Here is a 20,254-nt window from a genome sequence, read left to right on the forward strand (position 1 = left end):
GGAGCGGATTCGAATGATTAAAGCAGTTATTTTTGATTTTGATGGCTTGATTGTCGATACGGAAACAGCATGGTATGAGTCGTATAAACAGGTAAGTGCTGCATACGGAGTAGACTTGAAAATAGAAGTATGGGGACAGTGTGTCGGTGCTTCCTTCGAGCACTTTGATCCTTTGGATTATATCGTAGAACATGCAAATCGTCCGATAGATCGAGACGAATTCAAGCGGGAGGCGGATGCGCAGTTCGCGATTATCATGGAAGGGAAGGGCTTGAGACCTGGAGTTGAGATGTATCTAACCGAAGCGAAGCGTACTGGATTACGTATCGGACTTGCATCTAGCTCGAACCGTGTGTGGGTTGAATCCTATTTGAATAAGTTCAATATTCGCTCTTACTTTGAAGTTGTGAACACGTCAGATGATGTGGAACGTATCAAGCCTGCTCCAGATTTATATGAGAAGACGCTGCGTGAACTTGATGTTAAAGGCACGGAAGCGGTTGCGTTCGAAGATTCGATGCACGGCATGATCGCAGCCAAAGCAGCGGGAGCTTACTGTGTGGTCGTACCGAACAATGTTACCTCGCATATGGAATTCACAGGCAGTGATGGACGATTAGACTCGATGGCGGAGAAGGAATTGAATGCTGTACTCGCAAGCGTCGCACCGAGCTCTCAAGTTGAATCTGTGTAATCTTCCTAGAATCGAGAAACTGGAACGTCAGGTGAATGAACTACAAGGTCTTCCTGCCAATAAACAACGATACTAACGATCGGAACTCTAATGATCTGTTCTACATGAAAGTTGGGGGATAGAAATGACTGCATCGAATGAAATTACATATGGTATGTATACGATGTGTATGGTACAGGATGGAGATCAAGTACTCTTGATGAATCGTCCTGACAGTAAGGGCTTTCCTGGATATTTGGCTCCGGGAGGCAAGATCGAATTTCCAGAAAGTCTGACAGAGGGTGCAATTCGAGAAGTCTTTGAGGAGACAGGTCTGCGCGTGAGTGGACTGATCTATAAGGGCTTGGACGAATATGTCGTTCCTTCTACGAATTATCGGTACATGGTATTCAATTATTTGGCTACCTCCTATGAGGGAGAATTGTTGAAGAATCCTCCTGAGGGGGAATTGGGGTGGGTGCCAATTGAGGAAGCGTTGGAATTGCCAATGCAGTCCTGGTTCAAACGTAAGTTTTCTTTGTTTTTCAAGGAAGGGACATTTGAGATATCCGTAGTATGGAATGAAGAGGAGAAGCAAGCGATAGAAGAGAAGATTGTCTTGCTTGTATGAGGAAGAGGACAACCGATCGAGTAGGAATGTGAACTCGTATTATGTAGCCTTCGCAGAAAACGCCGAGATTGCCTGGCGTTTTTTTGTGTGTTTATATCGAAATCATGTCATGCATGCCCTCTGCATGATCCGACATTCTTGTTGAAGGGGGAACGCAGCACTCATTGTATCTTAATGAGAATTATAAAGATTGCACATTAGTAATTGGTGTGGTTAAATATGGTATTAAAGATTGCAGGTTATTATCGCATTTTTTAGGAGGATCAATATCGTGTCCTTGCTTACAATTCTTGCGGAACTGGGGCTGCGCATACTTCTTAGAACAACAGCGCCTCTAAGCTGTTCAGAAGAAGAAATGAGGGAATACAAGCGGGCATATCAAGAAGCGCTTGATGGGGATGGCATCGTACGGATTGCTCCTTCTTATTCAAAAGAACGGTTTCTACGTTACATCGCTGCTGCGGAGAACGTGCTGCTACACGGATCGAATCATCCAGAAATCGATGAGCTGCTTACGAAGCAGCAAACGTTGTACAACGGGATCATGACCGAGGCGGTTTTTGCGACTAGTGATGGAATTTGGGCCATGTTCTATGCCGTGCTCGACCGCGCGAAGCTGAAGATCAATTTTCGCAATGGATGTGTAATTAGCTTACGGAATAAGAGATTTTATTTTTTCTCTTTAACAAGAGAAACGTTTGAAGACACCAACCACCCGTGGAGGAGTGGGACGATTTATTTGCTGTCCAAGGATACGTTCAACGGCCCCGAACAGAAAGCTGCCGCGTTCGATGAATGGACCAGTTGCACTTCAGTAAAGCCGCTCGCTCGCATTCATGTCGAGCCGTCAGACTTTATATTCTTAGATCATGTAGCCACGCATAAGAGCACAGAATCTGCCGCATGGACCTGGTTGTTATACAAATGGAGATCGCGCGCTCGAAAGCGAATGCAATCGACGCCCCAAGTATAAATATAGCGTTTGGAGGAGAAAGAAAATGAACAAGAAAGAATTATTGCTCGATCAATTTCTCGTCTGCACCTTAGAAAAAGGCTGGTTCGCTCCGTTATTCGCATCGTTGGATGGCTTGTCCGCAACACAGGCGCTATGGAAGCCGAGTGATCAGGTTCACTCAATATGGGAGATTGCCGAACATTTGCTCTTTTGGCAAGAACGCTACTTGCTTCGCTTTCAGCAAAAACTAGTCCCTGATCTGACAATGGAAAATGAAGAAACCTTTAGATTGGGTAAGTCTGATAGAACCGAGGAGGATTGGTCAGAGCTGCTGCAACGGTTCGCTTCTGTTCTTGATCAGTGGAAACAGGAATTGACTTCGTCCAGCGAGAGCACTGCACGTCCTGGTTCCGATGAACCTTGGGAATCGACGCTCATCAATATGAATGCTCATATTGCCTATCACGCCGGACAGATTGTTTATTTGCGCAAGCTGCAAGGAGTATGGGACTCACAATTAGGGGCTTAATCATACATCATGGTTTGGGATAAAAGGAGGGGTTAAGATGCAGCAAGAAATCGTTGATTATTACACAAGATTTGACGAGTGGGGAAGATTAGAGCGGGAGAGCTTAGAATTTAAAATCAATTGGCATTACATGAAACGGTATCTTCCATCACAAGGGGAGGTTCTGGATAATGGTGCCGGACCTGGGCGGTACGCGATGGAATTGGCTCGCTCTGGTTATCGGGTCACCTTAACTGATCTAACACCTGCCTCCGTTGATTTTGCAGAGAATAAGGCTGCTGAGCTTAATCTCGCTGCACAATTTCGCGGATTCTATGCCGCAGACGCTAGGAATTTACATATGCTACCGAATGAACAGTATGATGCATCTCTCATGTTAGGGCCGTTGTATCATTTGCAGGAGGCAGAGGAGCGGGCAGCCGCTGTAGAAGAATTATACCGTGTAACAAAACCGGGAGGTATCGTCTTTGTTGCATTCCGACCACGCCTTGTACACACCCTTCTCTCTCTTAAATTTCCACAGAATTGGAAGCCGCTTGACAACGTAGAGGCTTTGCAAGATTTTTTACATACCGGAATATTTAATCATGCAGATAAAGGCAGATTTACGGGCGCATATTTTTACAAGGTGGAAGAGATTATGCCATTCATGCGTGAACATGGATTTGAAGGAATCCAGTTGATCAGCTCCTCTGGGCTAGGAGGAAATTTGACACCGGAGCAGTGGCAATATTGGTCGAGCCGTGGCGAACAAGAGCTCGAGGGACTCTATCAGTTGCTATATGATACTGCTGCCGATCCTTCGCTGCTAGGAACAGGAACCCATTTGTTATACATCGGCAAGAAAGTCCGATAGCGAACATTCTACAATTTGCTCGACAATTCGATGACTCAGTATCGAGGCGAACGCCGCGAAGCTGGGTCTTTTTTGGTATATAGACATGACGAAATGACCACATTTTTCTGGGGATGCAACAATTTGCAACAAATTTTGCACTAATACAAAACTATTGTAAGAGGGAAACAAATATGATAGATTACAAGATGTCCCAAAAAAAGAGGAAGTTGAACCGACATGCTAGATTGAGAGATAACGAGGAGGAACTGATTTTGCAGGTGAAATCATGGTTGAAAAGTTGGATTGCATCATTACTCGTATGTATTCTAGCCCTTACATCGCCGGCGTTTACGTATGCCGCAGTTGGTACATCAGTTGATTCATCCGCGTCTGCTGTACGGTCTAATGCAGCGATGGCGTACGATGGGAAAGTTATGGATTCGAAGCCATCGGACGGTGGTCACCAAGTTATCGATCCCAAGCTGTTGCAAGCTTTTCAGTCTGACGGGATTGAGACGTACATCATCAAGTTAAAGGAACAGCCGGATATGAAAGCCATCTCACAGCATGCGCTGCAATGGTCTAAGCAGAAGGGAGAATCATCAGCGAAGCAGACACGCACGGTGCGCAACTTCATTGTGAACTCGCTAATGAGTACAGCAGACCAGTCGCAATCAGGCATTATTCAGCAGCTCCGTCAAATGGAGTCCGCTGGGGATGTGCGTGAATTCCATCCGTATTACATTGTGAATGCGATTGCGGTAACAAGTACGAAGGCGGCCATGGAGAAGCTCGCAGCTCGTGATGAAATCGAGAAGATTCTGCCTAACCATACATATACGCTTCAATCTGAAATCGTGTCGAAGTCGAAGCTAACGGGAGCACAATCTGCTGCTGGCAATCAAGAAGTTCCGTGGAACTTGCGCAATATTAACGCAGCTCAGGCGTGGGAGCTTGGCTTCGATGGAACAGGCGTTGTGGTTGCCAACATGGACTCCGGTGTAGATGGAACCCATCCGGCACTGCAGCATAAATGGAGAGGTCTGAATCAAAATGGTGACATTGTGGACCCAGAGCTAAGCTGGTTCGATGCCACAATCGAGAGGAAGAAGCTGCCTACGGATGGAAGCGGTCATGGTACGCACGTTATGGGCACAATGGTAGGCTCTGAGAAAGATGGCAGCAACAAGATTGGGGTAGCCCCCAATGCGAAGTGGATAGCGGCTCGTGTGTTCGATTCGAATGGACAAACGACAGATGCTGATCTCCTTAAGGCGGGGGAGTGGATTCTTGCACCTACGGACAAGCACGGAGTGAAGCATCCCGAACTTGCGCCCGATGTCGTGAATAATTCATGGGGGAACATACCTGCTGGCAAGAATGAGTTCTTCCAAGATATCGTGAAGGCATGGATCGCAGCAGATATCTTCCCGGCATTCTCAGCAGGGAATACGCATCCTCCGGAGAACAATGGCGGACCAGGCTCTATTGCAGCACCGGGCAATTACCCTGAATCATTCGCCACGGGTGCGGTTGACATGAACAACAAGCTGGCAGATTTCTCGCTGCAAGGGCCGACGCCATATGGACAAATGAAGCCGGAAGTATCTGCTCCAGGTGTACATATTCGTTCAGCAGTACCAGGCGGACAATATGCGCTCATGAACGGCACCTCGATGGCAAGTCCGCATACAGCAGGCGTGGCTGCACTGATTAAGCAGGCAAATCGCAGCTTAAAGGTGAAGGATATAGGGGACATATTGACGTCCACTACAGATGCATTAACCGACAATGAATTCCCACAAACGCCGAATAATGGCTATGGCTCAGGCCTTATTAATGCACTCAATGCCGTGTCAACCCAGAACAAAGGGCTGGGCAAGGTTGTTGGTCAGGTGACGATCGATGGGTTGAATGCAGGAACTCCGACGATTGAACATGAACCTATTGCATTGACGTTCAATATATTGGACAAGGACATATTTGCACGTGTGAAGGACGATGTGAGTGTAACGGATGTGAACCTTTATGTCCGTGAGAAGGGGACTACCGGCTGGAGTAAGCACGCGCTGCTTCGAACTTCCGGAAGTCATATGAATGGTTTATATGAGGGAGCTATCCCTGTTCAAGAGCTGTCGTTGAATGGTATTGAATATTATATAGAAGCAGTAAATTTCGCAGGCAGCTCGTCCAAGACAGACATCTATCCCGTAACGGTATCGAAGGGAGTCAAGGTTGGCTATACGCAAGATTTCGAAACCTCGATAGAAGGATTTGGATTCGGAGACGCATCAGGCGTATGGCAATGGGGCGTTCCAACAAGCGGCCCGAAAAAAGCATTCTCCGGCACCAAAGTAATGGCAACCGTTCTGGATGGCAATTATCCGAATGGAACTAACAGCTATGTTGAAATGCCTGTGATTGACTTGACGGATACGAAACACGCTGTTTTATCCTTTGCTCATTGGTATAAGCTTGGCGATTGGTGGAGCGCTTCCTTTGATCGGGCAGAAGTGTTTATCGGCAGCAAGAAATCGAACTTCACGTTCGAACGGGTAAAAACCTTTACGATGCGCAACACCACGTGGACAACCGAATATATCGACTTGTCCCCATATGCAGGGGATCAAATCTACGTTGTATTCAATTTACGAGGAGACTTTGGCAGTGACGAGGGCTGGTACATCGATGATATTAAAATCCAAGCCCCTGATTCGACAATTCCGCTTCCCCCTAAAATAAAGACTAGGAGCAACGCACCAGGCAAAGTCATTCTTGATTTTGACAAGGCGCCTTCGGGGACATTGAAGGAATATGTCATTTATCGTACGAAGGATTTGAGTGGGAATTGGGACGAGATTGGCACAAGCTCTGGCTATAACTTTGCCGATCTGCCTGCCCCTCAGAAGGGGACGTATTATTACAAGGTAAAGGCGCGAACTGTCAGTCATACGATGAGTTCAGATTCGGATATCGTATCTTGGACATTTACGGGTGGCAGTGAAATCTTCAGTGATGATTTCGAAGGCAATAATAAGGGCTGGACTGTTGAAGGAAAAGGAAACGAATGGGAGCATGGTGTTCCACATCCGACTCGTGGGCCGCAAAAGGCAGTTTCGGGCAAGAATGTATGGGGCACGAACTTGAATGGCCCTTATGGCGGCGATGTGAATGAGAGTCTGGTATCGCCTGAAATCGATTTGACTCAGGTGAAGCATGCAACGCTGTATTTCCAACAATGGTACGATATTGATGATGGAGATAAGGCAACAGTTGAGATAAGCAAGGATCAGGGAGCGACATGGAAGCCGCTCGCTGTATATCCGAAGCAGGGATATGATACGAATCATCCACGCAGATTCTGGTATTTGGAAGAGCTTGGACTTGATACTTACATGGGAGAGAAGATCAAATTACGCTTCCGATTCGAGAGCAAGCAGCAATCGATCCAGTTCGGTTGGTACATTGATGATGTGGAGGTTAGGGAGACCCCTCCGGTGATGACAAGACCGAAGACATCTTCTACTCAGGCGGCTGCCGGACAAGCAGGGAAAGCAAATGATGATACGCAGGGAGCAAGGAATGCACGCTTTACCTTAGAAATGTTGAAATCAGCGAAGCGTGATCATGCCGCGAAGTCGGATGAGCAACTGCAGACCGTGATACAGCAGTCAAATAAGGGCCGGATGCCGATAATGGCGGACATCAGCGTCTTGCAATCGCAGCGGGCAACACGCTCTGATGCAGGAACCGGAGGCTATACACTGAAGCATCCGCCTGGTGCATATACGCTGCAAGTGGAGGCTTATGGTTATAAGACGGAGCAGCGACCGATTGTTATCGAGCAAAATAAAGATACGGTGATGAATGTTCATTTACAGCCATTGGCGAAAGGGAAGGTTACCGGTAAGATAACGGATCGTGCAACAGGGTTGCCGGTGAAGCATGCGACAATCAGATTATTAAATGATGTTCGTGTTGAACCAGTTGAAACAAATGAAGAGGGACAATTTGAACTCGAAGCCTACGAAGGCGACTATCAACTATCGGTATCCGCATTGAATTACTTATCGGTTCAAGACAACATTAAGATCACAGGTAACGATACAACTCACGTTTCATATACGCTTCATAGCTTCCAAGGATCAGCTGATGAAATCTATTACGATGATGGCGTGGCTGATAATGCCAAGGCATTCTTTGTATCTGGAAATGGGTTTGCAGTTCGTATGACAACGGACGGCCCCGCACAAGTAACAGGTGCAAGATTCTTCTTCTGGGATCAAGGCTGGCCGAATCCTGGCGGGGAGAAATTCAAGTATGCCATCTATGATGCCAGCGGCTCTGATGGCCTTCCAGGCAAGATGGTGGCCGGTCCGTATGAAGGCAAGGCAATGCTGGATGGTTCGTGGACAGATGTAACGATACCGAATCCGATTATTGTAAACGGTGATTTCTATGTAGCCTACATTCAGGATGGTGTCATGCCAAATGTACCAGGATTGTCGATGACGAAGCTTGGCAATTTTTCAGGGCGTTCATGGAAGCTGGATCGCGGTTCGTGGAAGAAGATAGGGAACAGCGATGGCAATTACATGATTCGAGCCAAGGTTACAAAGATTGTGGAAGAACCGGTAATTACAGAACCAGTGTCAGGCAGTACAGTTACAGATGCTCATATTGTTGTTAAAGGAATATATCCAACCGATGGAACGACGATTCACTTATATCGTCAAGACGTTCGTGTCGGAACTGGAACGGTGCAGCAAGGACAATTTGCGATATCAGCTGAATTGGAGCGTGGAGCGAATAAGTTGTATGCAGTCGCGGAAACGAATGGACAAGCGACAAGCAAGTCGGCCACGATTACGATCAACTATCAGGCACCTGCACAAAATGGGGATATTACATCGATCGCTATACATCCGCGTGATGTGTCCCTGAAGGCGGGGGAACAGTCGACGCTGACTGTAACAGCGGCCGTATACGAGAATGGCAACCTCCTACCGATACCGATAACAGAAGGATTGATATTTACTTCGTCAGACAGTCGAATTGCCGAGGTAGATCAAGCTGGTCGTGTTACAGGTGTGAGTGAAGGGATGTCGGTCGTGCAGGTGACCTACCAACAGTGGAGTGATCAGGCTACGATAACCGTGCATCGCGGGGACGATGGAAGGGAGCCTGAACTCCAAGGCATTACAGTGTACCCTGATAAGCTTGCAATACATGTGGGAGATTCAGCACCACTGTCTGTTGCAGCGATCGTATATGAAGCTGGAGAAGTTAAATTATCGCCAATTACAGAGCCGTTGCAGTTCCATTCCTCAGATGAGCAAGTTGCCAAGGTAGATGATAAGGGACGGGTAACGGGTTGGAACGAAGGCACGGCAACAATTACAGTTGGATATAAAGATAAACAAGCAGAAGCAACCGTAACGGTGCGTAAGAAAAATGTTAATTCATATGAGCCTCCTATTTCTTCAGGCGGGGGATCATCCAGTTCGCCCGTAACAATTCCTGAGAAGGATAAGCGGATACCGGTTATTGCTAATAACCGAACGATTGGGTATCTGGTAGAGCAGCCAGCTTCTGCGACAGGTGCTAAATTTGCTAAGGTATCCCTCTTGGAACAATGGCTGAGTGAGCAGCTTACGCGTAAAGCTAGTACAGCAGTTGAGATGGATCTTACTAATGTACGTTTCGAGGATTATACTCACGTATCGATCACTTTCCATGCACTGATGATGAAGCAGCTTCTAACTTCTGGGAAGGAACTGCATATTCGTTCGGCAGCCTATGAATTGAAGATACCAACGGCCTCCATGGCGGATTATGCTGCGGCAGATCAATTTAAGCTTGTTGTATCCGTCAAGAAGGGTTCGGAGCGTCAGGCAGGAACAGGGGAAGGTGCTAGTGGCGACCAGAGAAATCTTGTATCCAGCCTTGTTGCCATTCATAACGAGAGCGGCAAATTGACTCAACCAGTTATCCTCTTGCTTCGAGGGGACGCTTCGAAAGTGAGGGATTTGCGCAAGACAGCTATGTATCGGATAAACGCACAGGGGACATGGAGTGTTGCAGGAATGGCAACTCATAATGCAGAAGGACTTGCTTTGACTGTTGAACAGACGGGGACGTATGCGTTGTATGAGAATGCTCCAAGCTTTGCGGATTTGGCAAATCACTGGGGCAAAGATGCAATTGAAGTGCTGGCAGCACAGCAAATTGTAAATGGAACGAGTAAGGGGCTCTATACGCCGAACGCGATTATCTCTCGGTCACATTTCCTCATGATGCTCGATCGGTTGCCACATCATGCAGGCACAGAAGCTTCCATGAAAAAGAGTGAAAGGTTCGCTAATGAGGGCGTGAATGGTGACGGTAAATCGGCAGATAAGGCAGATAAAGAGCCGTTTACACGTGCTGAAATGGTAGCCTTGCTTGCTCAGAAGACTGCTAAAGTAATGCCAACCACCGCGAAGTCTCATTTTACAGATACGGATCATCTAGATCAGGCGAATCAAGCTGCTATTGCTTATACGGTAGAGCAGGGCTGGATTCAAGGAATCGGAAACGGACGCTTTGGAAGCGATCAGACTCCGACTCGTGCACAAGCAGCAATGCTCATCTATCGATATTTGAAATCTATGAACCAATTATAGGTGCACGGCAATACGAATTGATGTTTAATTACATGTAAGAATTCGAGCAAATCCGTCCGCAACAATGGGGCGGATTTTGCTCTGTTTATCGAATTGGAATAGTTAGAATTAATTGTAAATGTGTACATGATCATTCGTTACTGTGATATATTGTACATTGACATCAAGATTGGGCTCATGTGACAATAGAAAACAACTTGAAGAAAGAAAACTTCTACGAAGAGAACGAGTAAGCTATGAATGCCGATCTGCAGAGAGTTGGTGAAGTGCTGCAAGCCAACGTTCGGCGCATACCTGAACATCATCTCTGAGAAGCGTGGCTGAACGAGAATGAGTAAGCTGCGCCGGAATATCCACCGTTATTCGGATATCGCTGCGACAGTCGCTGCGAAGAGAGCTGCATGAAGCAGGAGGGATAGATGCATTGTCAATTGTGAATGTCTATCATCATGCTGCATGAATATGGGTGGTAACGCGGATAGAATCCGTCCCTTTCGAGGGACGGTTTTTTTGTTGTATGGGGATGCTGCTGTAGAAATGTACTAGATGTCTAGGGGGAACAGAAAGATGAAGTCATTGCCGAGAAGCCACGTGTTTTTCGTGGGACTTATGCTATTTTCGCTATTTTTCGGAGCGGGGAATCTAATATTCCCGCCAATTTTAGGACAACAGGCGGGAGACAGCTTCATATATGCCATATCAGGGTTTATCCTGACTGGTGTTGGGCTGCCATTGTTAACGGTAATTGCGATTGCACTATCCGGACGAGATATGCAGCACTTAGCAAGTCGAGTACATCCTAAGTTTGGGATCTTGTTTGCGGTTGTTGTCTACTTGTCCATTGGGCCATCCATGGGAATACCGCGGGTTGCTAACGTTGCATTTGAAATGGGGGTACGCTCTTTTGTACCTGAGTCACTGCAATCAAGCAGTTGGGTTTTGTTCGTATACACACTCGTCTTTTTCTGTGTTGTTTATTGGTTATGTCTAAATCCGTCCAAGCTCGTAGTGCGGGTTGGCAATATCCTAACACCATTGCTGCTGATTTCGATTACGATATTATTCATTGCTGCCATGATGGGGCCGCTCGGCGAAGCACAGCCTGCTATCAAGGAATATGCGGTTTCACCAGGATTCAAAGGGTTTATGGAAGGCTACCTAACAATGGATACGATAGCAGCATTGGCCTTCGGCATTATTGTTATTAATGCCATTCGTGATCAAGGAGTCCAAGACAAGCGAACGATTACAAGAGCGGCTATACAAGCAGCCATCATCGCAGGTGTTGGACTGTCCTTGGTTTATGCAGCACTCGGGTTTTTGGGAGTTACAAGTGTGACTGGACTCGGTTATGCGGCAAATGGAGGACAGCTGCTAACGCAAATCGTACAGCAGTTGTTCGGGGAAGCTGGATTAATATTGCTGGCTGCCATTGTCACGCTTGCTTGTCTTACGACCTGCATCGGATTGGTGTCCGCATGCAGTCAGTATTTCTCAACACTACTTGGCCGATTTACTTACAACCAAATTGCATTTATCATTTGCGTGCTGGGGTTATTGGTGGCGAATCTAGGCTTGAATAAGATCATTTCGATTTCAATCCCAATTTTGCTTATCATTTATCCCGTATCCATTGTATTGATCATTTTATCACTGTCACATCGCTTGTTCGGCGGTCGTCAATCGGTATATGTCGGTGCACTGGTCGGTACGTTCATCATCAGTATATTCGACGGATTGAAGCAAGCTGATATTCAGTTCGACACGATTTTGTCGTGGTTGAAGATGCTCCCGCTGTACAATCAAGGAATTGGCTGGTTGGTTCCGGCCATTGTCGGAGGGGTTATTGGTTATTTACTTGGTCTTATCTGGCCGGAAAGCAAACGGTTTTTTTACAAAGTAACAAGAAAATTCAAGACTTATTTCAAAAAGAAGTAAAATGAATGAGAAGCTAAGCGGCTGGCATTACGTGGAAATCGCTTCTTTACAGCAACATCCTTATATGAAATAATTGGTGAAAACATAGATGAATGATATCTAGGAGATGATACGTTGAACATTCAAGAAGTGATGGATATATTGCCGCATCGTTACCCGTTTCTCATGATTGATCGCGTCACTCAGATTGAACCGGGTACGTCCGCGAACGGATATAAACTCATTTCTCACAATGAATGGTTTATGTCGGGTGCGTCAACTTTCATGCCGGATTCGCTTATTATTGAAGCACTTGCCCAGCTAGGAGCTTTTACAGCTGTCCAGAGTCAGCAGGGTGGTCTTGGCTTCTTATCTTCATTGAAAGGTGTGGAATCAATGGGGAGAGCATATGCAGGGGACAAGCTAGAGCTCAGCTATGAAGTACTGCGGAGCAAAAAAGGATTCACAATTGGCAAAGGCGAGGCTTCTGTGGACGGACGTATCATTCTAAGAGCAGATGAGATCATGATTTATACCGCTTGATGAGATGAAGGATTATTATCTAAATCGCAATCAATAAAGAAGAGTCGTCCGGGGAATTACATGGACGACTCTTCTTGTTATTTGGAAGGGGGGGAATATCTTATATCTTATTTAACAGCCCATAATGCTGGAACGTTAGTAGGCTCCCAGCCAGCTAATGACGTGTGCGGCTGGAGGCACTCGTATACCGTGCCATTGTAAGTAACTTTGTCGCCCACTGCATAGGATTTATTTTCTACCCAAGCAGCTACTGCAGGTGCATCAGCAGTTGTAGCGGATACTGCATTGCTGTCTGCAGAGACATTCCCAGCAGCGTCAAATGCACGGACAGTAAATGTGTACGCTGTCTTCGGGCTGAGGCCAGTAACCACATAGTCTGTTGTTGTGCCGGATACAGTTGCAACTAATGTCGCTCCACGATAAACGTGGTAGCCAGCAACGCCAACATTATCAGTGGAAGGGCTCCACATCAGGGATACCGACGTAGATGTCGGTGTACCCATTACATGCAAGCCAGTTGGTGCAGTTGGAGCGTCATTATCAACAGGTACTGTAGGTGTGGTAACGCTTACTACATTGCTAGCAGCTGATTGATTGCCAGCAGCATCTACCGCTTTTACACTAAATGTATATGCTGTATTGGATGTGAGACCGCTTACAGTATACGTAAGTGTGGATCCCGATACGTTGCCAACAAGGGAGTTGCCATTGTACACGTTGTAACCGGTTACACCAACGTTATCACTAGAAGCATCCCATTTCAAGGACACGCTTGTTGCTGTTGTTGCAGTCACTGCCAGGTTAGCAGGTGCAGTAGGAGCTTGGTTGTCGCCAGGGTTCGTTCCGCTAAAGTTCACATCGAGTACATTGTAGAATGCGTTTGGAGTATCTGCAATTTCCCACACTGCAAGGATAACATGATAGCCAGTGCGAGCTGGTACATTACAAGTATCCGAATACGTCGATGGAGGACGTACGCCACCATAATTAACGGAGCAGAATGGTGTTAGATCGAAGGAGTCGCGTGTCAGTTTTGCATTAGGATTCCAGTTTTCTTTTGTAATATAGTATTTCCAGCTTGATGTTGCATGAGCTGCAGTTAGTTTCCAATTGAACGTGTTTTGTCCAGCATTGATGTTGACTTTAGTCCAGCGAGTTGCGGATTGCTCATCCAGTTCAGGGAAGGCTCCGTTAGCGCTTGCAATTTTGCCGTCAGCAGGTCCAGCATTAGGAAACCCCTTCGGTGCTTCCAAGCTTTGTGGTTCGTACTGAATCGCTCCGCAGTTTGTATTCTGACCGGATTTACACAATGCAGCTCTGCTGGCAGGGCCTTCGATATAACCATGTCCAAACGCTTTATCAGCAAAGAGCACCATACAGATAACCGTTACGAGCATTGCACCAAAACCGACAAGCAACTTCGTTGTTATTGGGTTGGAAAGACGCAGTTGATTCACACTATCAACCTCCTAAGAATAATGGGATGTCATGAAAACAATTCAAATGAAATGTTAAACCCTTTAAACTTAAAGTCAGCCTCCTTTCCATATGAAGTTGTCAAAATAAAAGAGTGGAGCTCCTAGATGACGCTATGGATACAGCTTCTAGCAACTCTATTATATAAACTCGGAAGAGTTCATATACAAAGCAACATACTTAGTCCCAAAATGAAGGAATCGTGGACATTGTCCAGCAAGCGAGTGGATTCATGAACAGGTATTCGTGGTCGAATTATAGAAGAAAATGCTGTTGAAATGTTATAGTTGTTGTTTGCTTTTATCATACTTGAAAGTGTGACCAACGTGTGAACGAAATAATTTAATTAGATTGCGCATGCCATTATAAAAATTAATTAAACCGCATTAACTTTCAGGTTGTACTTTGGAACGGGATAAGGTCATTATGGTTCATAAATAAGGAAGAAGGATGCAGCCATCCTTCGTAATCGAAGTGGCGTACATCCCTTTATCATGTAGTGTTTGTTGGTTGTATTTAACTTGAAAAGTCGCCATTATCGTGATTGATTTGCCATTGAATACCGAATTTATCCGTCAAGTTACCGTAGGCTTTGCTCCAAAACGTTTCTTGGAGCTCCATGCCAACTTGTCCACCTTCCTTGAGTTTGTTGAAGATGGATGTCAATTTATCGACATCTGTGTCAACAATAGAAAGAGTGATATTAGTGCCTGCTTGGTATGGCATGCCCGGAAATACATCAGAAAACATCACGATCGTTCCTTGAATGTTCAGTCTTGCGTGCATGACCAAATGTTTGGCCTCCTCGGGAAGAGGATGGGATGGATCTGACGGTGTGTCCCCAAATGTCATAATATGAGGCTTGTCTAGCCCGAACACTTCGGCGTAGTACTCGACTACCTCACGGCAGTTGCCGTTGAAGTTGAGATATGGATGGATGGACATAGTTGGCTTCACTCCTTAGTAGTTGTTGGTTCTGAAGACTAACGGTTCCTTTGCATATTAGCATTATTGTCGTTTCACGATTCATTATACATGGGAGTGAAATTCAATCATATTAAATTTTATCTATATTTTTTACTGTTCATAGAGTTATAGAGTAGGCATGTTATTGCAGGAGATTGTTTGCAAGAGAAAGAGAAAGAATGTGGATGATCCCAGAGGATTTGAGTCACGGCTTAGTGCGAACAATCGAATGTTGACTGGTATAGGGTTGGATCGGATCGCGCTAAGATGAAGTACTGGAAGGGTTCTATGAGGGATGAAATGGGGAAGATATATGAAGCGGGTATCTAACACGGGAATAAGAAAGGATGGATTCCACAATGACAGAACCGATTGCAATCCCTGATCTTTCATTAAGACCTTATCAGCTCACAGTGGAACGAGAGATGGAGACTCCTCCAGCCGTTCTATACAAAGCATGGACACGATGGTTCGATCGCTGGTTCGCGGAACCGGGAACCGTAATGATGATGGGTGAGGTGAATACGGTTTTTTATTTTGAAACGGTATACCGCCCTAACACGAAGCACGAGGCCCAGCGGCATCCGCATTACGGTAGATTTCTCCGCCTCGAACAGGATAGGCTAGTTGAACTGACATGGGTGACAGGAAGTGGGGGGACAAAGGGAGCTGAGACTGTCGTTACCGTAACATTGCTTCCCTCTGCAGAAGGAACGAAGCTCCGCCTAACGCATGCTGGATTTCCAGATGAGGCATCCAAGAATCAGCATGAGCAGGCATGGCCAATGGTGCTGGAACAGCTTGATAACCGGATGAAGAACATGGAATGAAAGAGTTGAAAGTCATATAGAGATCGCCACATTCCAGAGATTGGATCGATTCTCCATTCGGCGGAAGAACGTCGAACAGAATTCATAGATGTCGGTCGCGATGGATATACCATGACGATCAATTCTCATATGGGAATTTTGGAGAGTCTGGATCCAGCCTAAAATTTGAAGACAGCAATTCAGAGCATGTTGGGATCAGCATGTATTCTTTTGGCCCACGGCGAGAGATTGCTTAAAGATGCTGGATACATACACAAGCCGTGAGCCTTCTGAGGCGTTGTCTTACAACGTGATGCGTATTCTTTGAATTATGAATTGAGGGATGTGTGCATAACGTGTCCAAGCATTTACGTTTGATTTATATAGAAGAGATTCAAGCATTTCCAAGTTGCTGGAGTAAGCTGACTCAGCCATTCATGAGTCTGAAGTGACAGTACTGGGAAGTAGTATACGACCTAGAAAATTAAGAATGAGGGGATTTACCAAGCTTCCATTTTAAATAAATTTGTGCCATGCTGAACAGTGCATTTTGGGTAATTAGCAGGTAAAAAGCAAAAACCGATCACAGAACCCGTTACTGCAAAATCATATATCATACGAATAAACAAACCAATACAGAATAGATCCAGGCAATCTTGATTGCCCGCAAACTAATGCTGAATTCCATTTCATCCATCGGACGAAAAAAGTTCTTCATCCTTGTAAACCTCCTTATGTCAAAAGAATTTTACATCGATAGTGTATATGTTAAACGTAAACATGTAAAGAGTTCTTTACATCTAGAGGCGACTTGGATCTGTGTTTGCATCGCAGGCCGCTTTCTTATGAATGTAAAAGCGCTATAAGATTGACATGATCTGGATTGCATACTAGTATGAAGAAAGACTACTATATTTGTTTAACTTCATTAATACTTCCCTGCATATCTACGACTATCAAACTCAACAAGACATACTCTCCATTTGTTTGCTTTTCTTATCGAACAACACCTATGATGCGACACAAAAGTTAACAATCAACTATCTGACGCGTGGGAGGAAACAACATGGAAAAAGTAACAATTCCGGATTTCTTAGCAAGCAATCAGCAGCAATGGGACGAGGAATACAAGTCGAACGCGTGGGATTATTTGTCGGATATTACGGAATATGCTCGATATTCGGTGGTGTATGGTTACATTCGGAAATTTATTGGAACAGAAGGGATTCTGGATATGGGCTGCGGGACAGGCATCTTGTTCGATATGCTTCTCGACAGCGAGAAACAAGGGTATACAGGGATTGATCTGTCACAAGAAGCCATTAAAGTCGCATCGGCCAAATCCTCATTGAATCAGTTCCACTGTGGTGACATTAATCATTATGTACCTGCAAAGAAATATGATGTGATCGTATTTAATGAATCGCTGCATTATGTGCCCAATACGCCGCAGAAGCTGCTGGACTACTCGAATTATCTAACCCCACATGGTGTCATTATCTCATCTCTGTATTCACATAAAAACAAAGAAGATCTCGCCTATATGATGATCGAGAATAAAGTAACGGAAATGGATCAATGCAAGGATTTTGAGGTGATGGACAAGGTCAGTGTGTTCAATCATCATGCAGAGTTGAAATGGTATGTCCATTTGTTAAAGCGGAAGCTTATAGATTCATAAACAAGGAACTAAGGAAAATCGTATACAGATATATATAATGGAGGAACCGTTTTGCGTCCATAATCTGGGCTGCCGCAAACGGTTCTTTTTTATTGGGTGATGAAAGAGTGATTTTGTCGTTATTTCACCTTATTTGTCGGCACCATTTGTCGATGGGGGAATTGTGGATCACCTTTACATAGCACAGCAATTTACGTCTTGACAACAGGCTTGGATAAGGATAAAAATGTTAGTATTAGTTAATGCTGTTACTCGATCGGAAGTAGATAATAGAAGGAGGATTTTTGGTTAATTTTATATTGCTTGTACAATTTCATAGCAACCAATTGAGGAAAAGGGGTAGAACATGGATACGCTTCAACAGAAACTATTTTCCAAGTTCCTTCTAGTCTGGTTCGGCCAGCTCATATCGAATATTGGCAGCGGTCTGACTGCCTTTACGCTCGGCATCCTAGTATTACAGCAAACACAAAGCCCGACCAGCTATGCCATGGTCATATTTTGTTCGTTTATGCCATCTCTGTTGCTAAAGCCGGTCGGGGGTGTCCTCGCCGATCGCTTCGATCGCAGATTGATGATGATCTTAGGTGATGCAGGCTCTGCCTTTGGTCTCATATTCATTTTGGCCTTCGTGCTGATGGGCAGCTTGGAGGTATGGCACATATACGTAGGGGCATCCATTAGTTCGATATTCGGTGCCTTGCATAATCCCGCCTACAAAGCTTCTGTTACCGACTTCGTCAGTGAAGAAAAATACACCCAAGCAAGCGGCTTGATGCAGCTTGCCTCCACTTCTCAGTTTCTAGTCTCCCCAGTTCTAGCTGGTATCTTGATTACGATTATGGACATCAAGTACATATTAGTCATTGATATTTTGTCATTTTTCATCGCGGCGCTATTGGTTGTATGGGTTAGAAGCAATCGGGTAGTTGCTGAGCAAGCTAAGCTCCAGAATCATCATGTTGAAGAGCAGGTCAAGCTAAGTTTTTGGCATGAGCTGAAAGAAGGAATGCGGACAATCAACGCCAATAAAGGGATTGTCGTACTCATTACACTTACTTCTGTATTGTGCTTCTATATTGGATTTTTACAGACATTGCTTGCTCCGATGATGTTGAACTTTACAGATCCGAAGACGTACGGAATCTCTCTATCCGTGTGTGCGTCGGGCTTGCTAGTCAGCAGTTTGCTGATCAGTATTTTTGGAGGAATTAAGAAGCATGTCGCTACAATGACGGTATGTCTTGTCTTTGTTGGGCTCTTTTATTCGCTTATCGGCGTTTCGACGAATGTATATGTGATTGTCGTATCAGGATTTCTCTTTTTCTTTGCTCTAGCATTTGTGCAGACGAGTTTGGAAGTATTGATTCGGCAAAATATTGACAATACTGTGCAAGGGCGGGTATGGTCCCTCATATCGGTGGCTACGCAGCTCGGATATCCGATTGCCTATGTTCTTTCTGGTGTATTGGCCGAGCATGTATTCAATCCGCTCTTGGTGGAGGGCGGTTTGCTCGCTACATCAGTTGGCAGCATTATTGGCATTGGACCGGGTCGTGGCATTGGCTTTATGTTTATTGTGTTTGGAATTCTCATCGCATTCTTATCGTTTGTTACAGGTCGAACCAAAGTGATTAAAGAATTGGAAAGCAATGCAGTAGACGAGAAATAAAAAAAGAGATGAATAACATTAATACAATATAATGACAACAAAATATAAGCGCTCTTTCTTTATCCAAACACGGCTGTGATTTGTCGTGTTTCGATAGGCAAGAAGGGGTGCTTTTTTTATGTTCTTCGTAGGGGAATACACGTGTAAATCGCACTATATCAAGGATTTGGGAGATAAGGTCAGCATTAATAGACCGAATTGAGGAACAACTCTGGTTCGTCAAAATGATCAGAATTAGTGAGAAGTCAATAGATAGAAAAGAAACAAAATTTCAGGAATATTGGATTAAATCCATTTGGGATAATTGATGACAGATATTGTTTAGTATAAAAATAATATTATTGACAGAATTAACCTTTCAACTTTATTATCTTTGGTAACAAATCTATCAATTGAGAGGAGCTTGTAACTATGTGGTTTCTGTTGTTATGGGGATTGGGAATTGTCTCAGCGGTAGTACAGCTTTGGATCAACGGTTTTTCAGCTGATACGAGCGAAATTGCGAATGTGCTGTTGCTGCATCAGTTTGTTGTGACATTTGGCTTAGTGGGTGTCATTGGATTTATTTACAACATTGCGATTGCTGACAGAACCGCAACTCAATTGGGCTGGCCAGGCGGGCCGTTTCAAGTCAAGTACGGGTTTTCCCAAGTTGGTCTTGGGGTGATGGGAATTATGGCGATTTGGTTTCACGGAAACTTCTGGGTAGGCGTACTTGTCACAATGTACATATACGGGTTAAGCGGTTTGTGGTCTCATACATACGTCATGATTAAGAACAAGAAAGCAGATGCAGACAGTATTGGAAATCTGATCATGGATGTCGTGTACCAAACGTTCATTACGGTTCTGTCGATCATGGCAGGCGGTATCTGGGTCTTCAACTAAGGAGGTCTAGC

At 45.0% G+C, this 20,254-nt stretch carries 14 protein-coding genes and 1 other annotated feature; of the genes, 12 read left to right on the forward strand and 2 right to left on the reverse strand.

What is annotated here, in order from left to right; all coding sequences use genetic code 11:
• The first annotated feature begins 13 nt into the window (after positions 1-13).
• The 8 genes from BLS15_RS21425 to BLS15_RS21460 all read left to right on the forward strand — a co-directional run bounded on the left by BLS15_RS21425 (position 14) and on the right by BLS15_RS21460 (position 12,751).
• The gene (locus tag BLS15_RS21425) at positions 14-694 is read left to right on the forward strand and encodes an HAD family hydrolase (protein WP_021255078.1); all 681 of its coding nucleotides are present in this window, start codon (positions 14-16) and stop codon (positions 692-694) included.
• A 124-nt stretch (positions 695-818) separates the two neighbouring features.
• Positions 819-1,304: an 8-oxo-dGTP diphosphatase gene (locus BLS15_RS21430; RefSeq protein WP_021255077.1), complete on the forward strand. Its 486-nt coding sequence runs from the start codon at positions 819-821 to the stop codon at positions 1,302-1,304.
• A 271-nt stretch (positions 1,305-1,575) separates the two neighbouring features.
• Complete coding sequence (locus tag BLS15_RS21435; protein ID WP_021255076.1) at positions 1,576-2,277, forward strand: hypothetical protein; 702 nt, start codon at positions 1,576-1,578, stop codon at positions 2,275-2,277.
• A gap of 25 nt (positions 2,278-2,302) precedes the next feature.
• Positions 2,303-2,788, forward strand: coding sequence for a DinB family protein (locus BLS15_RS21440; protein WP_090513681.1), 486 nt, complete (start codon positions 2,303-2,305; stop codon positions 2,786-2,788).
• Positions 2,789-2,825: 37 nt separating this feature from the next.
• A complete protein-coding gene (locus BLS15_RS21445; RefSeq protein ID WP_090513686.1) occupies positions 2,826-3,644 on the forward strand; it encodes a class I SAM-dependent methyltransferase in 819 nt (272 codons plus the stop codon).
• A gap of 173 nt (positions 3,645-3,817) precedes the next feature.
• A complete protein-coding gene (locus tag BLS15_RS21450) occupies positions 3,818-10,291 on the forward strand; it encodes a S8 family serine peptidase (protein ID WP_175460819.1) in 6,474 nt (2,157 codons plus the stop codon).
• Positions 10,292-10,498: 207 nt separating this feature from the next.
• Positions 10,499-10,787, forward strand: a binding site (T-box leader).
• Positions 10,788-10,837: 50 nt separating this feature from the next.
• Complete coding sequence (brnQ, locus tag BLS15_RS21455; protein WP_081677003.1) at positions 10,838-12,229, forward strand: branched-chain amino acid transport system II carrier protein; 1,392 nt, start codon at positions 10,838-10,840, stop codon at positions 12,227-12,229.
• 114 nt (positions 12,230-12,343) lie between these two features.
• Entirely contained in the window at positions 12,344-12,751 is a 408-nt protein-coding gene (locus BLS15_RS21460; protein WP_090513692.1) for a 3-hydroxyacyl-ACP dehydratase FabZ family protein, read from the forward strand.
• Positions 12,752-12,858: 107 nt separating this feature from the next.
• On the opposite strand, the gene BLS15_RS21465 is transcribed toward BLS15_RS21460, so the two are convergent.
• Positions 12,859-14,208, reverse strand: coding sequence for a lytic polysaccharide monooxygenase (locus BLS15_RS21465; protein ID WP_090513695.1), 1,350 nt, complete (start codon positions 14,206-14,208; stop codon positions 12,859-12,861).
• 535 nt (positions 14,209-14,743) lie between these two features.
• Positions 14,744-15,172, reverse strand: coding sequence for a VOC family protein (locus BLS15_RS21470; protein WP_021255069.1), 429 nt, complete (start codon positions 15,170-15,172; stop codon positions 14,744-14,746).
• Between the two features lie 380 nt (positions 15,173-15,552).
• Between BLS15_RS21470 and BLS15_RS21475 the strand changes: the two genes are divergently transcribed.
• The 4 genes from BLS15_RS21475 to BLS15_RS21490 all read left to right on the forward strand — a co-directional run bounded on the left by BLS15_RS21475 (position 15,553) and on the right by BLS15_RS21490 (position 20,243).
• A complete protein-coding gene (locus tag BLS15_RS21475; protein WP_175460820.1) occupies positions 15,553-16,023 on the forward strand; it encodes an SRPBCC family protein in 471 nt (156 codons plus the stop codon).
• Between the two features lie 1,045 nt (positions 16,024-17,068).
• Entirely contained in the window at positions 17,069-17,683 is a 615-nt protein-coding gene (locus tag BLS15_RS21480) for a class I SAM-dependent methyltransferase (protein ID WP_021255068.1), read from the forward strand.
• Between the two features lie 346 nt (positions 17,684-18,029).
• On the forward strand, positions 18,030-19,355 hold the full coding sequence (locus BLS15_RS21485; protein WP_021255067.1) for an MFS transporter: 1,326 nt from the start codon (positions 18,030-18,032) through the stop codon (positions 19,353-19,355).
• Between the two features lie 411 nt (positions 19,356-19,766).
• Positions 19,767-20,243, forward strand: a complete 477-nt coding sequence (locus BLS15_RS21490) for a DUF6790 family protein (protein ID WP_021255066.1) — start codon at positions 19,767-19,769, stop codon at positions 20,241-20,243.
• Positions 20,244-20,254 lie beyond the last annotated feature (11 nt).

It is taken from the genome of Paenibacillus sp. cl6col (assembly GCF_900102125.1).
In the GTDB taxonomy this organism is placed as follows: Bacteria; Bacillota; Bacilli; order Paenibacillales; family Paenibacillaceae; genus Paenibacillus_B; species Paenibacillus_B suaedae.